Source organism: Streptomyces sp. MK37H (genome assembly GCF_018035285.1).
GTDB lineage: Bacteria > Actinomycetota > Actinomycetes > Streptomycetales > Streptomycetaceae > Streptomyces > Streptomyces endocoffeicus.
This window is the reverse complement of the sequence record NZ_JAAAYH010000696.1, coordinates 1-2,988: the sequence shown is the minus strand read 5'-3', so window position 1 is coordinate 2,988 and position 2,988 is coordinate 1. Positions and strand designations below refer to the sequence as shown.

At 72.8% G+C, this 2,988-nt stretch carries 3 protein-coding genes; 1 reads left to right on the top strand and 2 read right to left on the bottom strand.

Annotation, left to right across the window (positions count from 1 at the left end; translation table 11 throughout):
- Position 1 precedes the first annotated feature (1 nt).
- On the bottom strand, positions 2–784 hold the full coding sequence (locus tag GWI24_RS42860) for an SDR family NAD(P)-dependent oxidoreductase (protein ID WP_210951426.1): 783 nt from the start codon (positions 782–784) through the stop codon (positions 2–4).
- Between the two features lie 14 nt (positions 785–798).
- Complete coding sequence (locus GWI24_RS42855) at positions 799–1,767, bottom strand: LLM class F420-dependent oxidoreductase (RefSeq protein WP_210951425.1); 969 nt, start codon at positions 1,765–1,767, stop codon at positions 799–801.
- A 237-nt stretch (positions 1,768–2,004) separates the two neighbouring features.
- Between GWI24_RS42855 and GWI24_RS42850 the strand changes: the two genes are divergently transcribed.
- Positions 2,005–2,988 (top strand): AraC family transcriptional regulator (locus GWI24_RS42850; RefSeq protein ID WP_210951424.1); only part of this gene is annotated, 984 nt, incomplete at its 3' end.

The following is a 2,988-nucleotide window of genomic DNA, read 5'->3' as shown; positions in this document are numbered from 1 at the left end:
CCTAGAAGACCGAGACGCCGGTCAGCCAGCCGCCGTCGACGACGAACGGCTGGCCGGTGACGTACGAGGAGTCCTCCGAGGACAGGAAGAGCGCCAGCCGCGCCACCTCCTCCGGGCGGCCGATCCGGCCCAGCGGGACCAGCTTGCGGTAGAGCTCGTCGACCGCCGCCGTCGCCTCCGTGGTGTCGGCTTCCGGGTCGAGCTGGGCCGGGTTGGTCATCGGGGTGTCGACCGCGCCCGGGCACATCGCGTTGACCCGGATGCCCTTGTCCGCGAGCTCCATCGCGGCCACCCGAGTCATCCCCACCACCGCCGCCTTCGTCGCGGCGTACGCGGTGAGGAGGGGCATACCGGACAGGGCGACATACGAGGCGGTGTTCACGATCGTCCCGCCGCCCGCCGCCGCCAGCTCCGGCGCGACCGTCCGCATCCCCAGGAACGTGCCGACCTGATTGACCTGGACCACCTCCAGGTACTCGGCCAGCGGGGTGCCGACCAGCTCGTTGAAGCGGAGGATCCCGGCGTTGTTGACCAGGCCGTCCACCGCGCCGAAGGCGTCCTTCGCGGCGGCGACGGCGGCGGTCCAGTCGTCCTCGCGGCCCACGTCCAGATGGACGAAGCGGGCGCCCTCCCCCAGCTCCTTGGCCAGCGCCTCGCCCGGCTCGTCCAGTACGTCGCCGAGGACCACGCGCGCGCCCTCGGCCGCGAACAGCCGCGCCTCCTGCTCACCCTGTCCGCGCGCCGCCCCGGTGATGATGACGACCCGCCCGTCCAGCTTGCCCATTCCGATCTCCCTAGTCATCCCTGGTCATCGAGGTGCGGAGCGACATCGGCGGCGAAGGCCGCCATCTGGTCGGTCAGTTCGGTGTGGTCCCGGCAGCGGAACCGCACCTGGATCTGGTCCACCCCCATCACGGCGTAGGCGCGCAGGCTCTCGGCCAGCCGCTCCGGCGCGCCGGTGAGGGTCCGGCGCCCCACGTCCCAGCCGGGCTCGCCCACGTACAGCGGCTCGGTGATCGCGCCGATCTCGGCGGGCTCCTCACAGCCGCGATCGTGTTGGGCCGCTTCCTTCCGCAGTTCGCGCAGCCGGGCGATCTGGCCCGGCAGCCGGTCCCGTGGATCGCCCTGCGGCAGCCAGCCGTCGCCCCGCACCGCCGCCCGGCGCACCGCGGCGGGCGAGGAGCCGCCGATCCACAGCGGGGGCCGCGGCGTCTGGACGGGGCGCGGGGCCTGCCCGAGGCCGCTGAACGCGAACCGCTCGCCGCGGAAGTCGGGGAACTCCTCCGGCCCCAGCGCCGCCTTCAGCGCGTCGACCGTCTCGTCCAGCAGCGCCCCGCGCCGGGCGAAGTCCACCCCCAGCGCCTCGAACTCCTCCCGGACGTGCCCGGCCCCGACCCCGAGGATCAGCCGGCCGCCGGAGAGGTGGTCGAGCGTGGCGTACTGCTTGGCGGTCAGCAGCGGATGCCGCAGCGCGGCGACCGCCACATGGCTGAGCAGCCGCACCCGCTCGGTGGCCGCGGCGAGCCAGCCGAGGGTGGCCACCGGGTCGTACCAGACGGTGCCCATGGCCGCGGCCAGCCGCCGCGGGATCGCGACGTGGTCGCAGACGGCGAGGTACGCGAAACCGAGCCGGTCGGCGGCGCGGGCGACCTCGAGCAGCTCGGCCGGGCCCGCCCCGGCCTCCCACGGCTCGGCGTAGAGGGTGGACTGCGACTGGATCGGCAGCTGCATGCCGTAGCTCAACCGGCCCCGGGGCAGGACGCGCATGCCGGGCCTCCTTGTCGGTGGACCGTCATCGTCGTATCTGACGTCGGACATGGTCGTATCTGACGGTCCATCAGACAAGGGGTATGGCGGTCTCGTCCCGCAGCGCAACGCTTTGCTAGCGTACGGAGGTTCGGACCTCGGGGCCCACGCCCGCCTCCCCGTCCAGGGGCCACCACGGAGCACAGGCAAGGAGGCACAGCAAGGGGCACGGCAAGGGGCACACAGAGGGGGCACGTGATGATCGAGACGGTCTTCCGCTGCGAGGATCTGCCCAGAGCGGATCGGTTCGACTTCTGGCGCGAGCAGATGGCACAGCTCATGGCGCCGATGGAGATGACCAGCGACCACACCCGGGACTTCCGGGGAGAGGTGCGCATCCTCCAGTTCGGCGCCGCCTCCGTCTGGCCCACGAAGTTCCGCGAGATGGACTTCCGGCGGACACCCAAGCTCATCCGGCAGTCCGACCCCGAGCTGTACCACTTCTCGTTCATCCAGGAGGGAAACCTCCAGGTCTCCCAGTCCCGCCAGGAGGCCGCGCACAGGGCGGAGGGCCTCTATGTCGTCGACACCTCACGGCCCTTCGACTGTCTGGCCTTCGGCGGCCCTCCCGCAGGCGTGGGCCTGGAGATCCCCAAGGCCCTGATCCCGGTCCCCCACGACCGGATCGACCGGCTGCTCGCCCGGCCCATCCCGGCGCGCGAAGGGGTGGGCGCCCTGCTCACGGGGTTCCTCACCCGGCTCGCGGCGGACCGCTCCTTACGCCCCTCCGACGGGCCACGCCTGGGAACCGTGCTGATCGACCTGGCGGCGGCGCTGCTCGCCCAGGCCGTCGAGGCCGACGACGCGCTGCCGCCCGAGACCCACCGGCACACCCTGGCCCTGCGAGTGCAGAGCTTCATCCTGCGGAACCTGTCCGACCCGGAGCTGTCACCGGCCACCATCGCCGCCGCGCACCACATCTCCGTCGGCTATCTGCACCGCCTCTTCCGGGCCCGCGACACCACGGTCTCCGCGTGGATCCGGCAACAGCGGCTGGACCGCGTCCGGCGCGACCTCACCGACCCCGGCCTGCTCACGGTCCGCATCCATGAACTCGCCGCCCGCTGGGGCTTCGCCCACCCCGCCGTCTTCAGCCGCGCCTTCCGCGCCGCGTACGGGATGCCGCCCAGCGACTACCGCCATCTGGCGCTTGTGTCCCGCGCGCCGGGCGCTACCCCGCGA